At 67.0% G+C, this 448-nt stretch carries 1 protein-coding gene; it reads left to right on the top strand.

Annotated features, from left to right (window positions below):
* Nucleotides 1–448 (top strand): hypothetical protein (locus M3629_RS28090; protein WP_251512188.1); only part of this gene is annotated, 448 nt, incomplete at both ends.

Below are 448 nucleotides of genomic sequence, written 5' to 3'. Positions count from 1 at the left end.
CCCTGCCGGTGTATGCCATCGATATCAACGATCCCTTTCTCAGCAGTCGGCTGTTCGGCACCGGCTGGGACGATCCGCAGATGGCCGGCTACGCCTGCTGGTACAACCTGCAGCAGATTTTTAGCTGGCTGGCGGCGATGGGCTGGCAGGTGATCCTGCACACCGGCGTCACCACCCGCAGTGACCTGCTGCAGCGCTTCCTGCAGCTCGCCGCCAACCATTTTCCGCCAGCCACGCTCAACAGCTGGCGCTTTGTCTGGCACTGGTCGCCGCAGGCCAGCGAAGCGGCCCGCCAGGCGGCCTGGCGCCAGCAGCGCGAGGTTCTTCGCCGCCTGCTGCCGCAGCCGCAGCTGGGGATCTGGCACCGCTTTGCTCCCAGCGATCCCGGGAACGATCCGCTGTTCCACTCGCCGCTGCTGGCGGAGGCGGATTTTCTCGCCTGCCAGGC

Origin of the sequence: Paenibacillus polysaccharolyticus, from assembly GCF_023714295.1 — a bacterium.
GTDB classification, from domain to species: domain Bacteria; phylum Bacillota; class Bacilli; order Paenibacillales; family Paenibacillaceae; genus Paenibacillus; species Paenibacillus polysaccharolyticus_A.
Note: the sequence above shows the minus strand (reverse complement) of the source record. Positions and strands in the feature narration are given on the sequence as shown.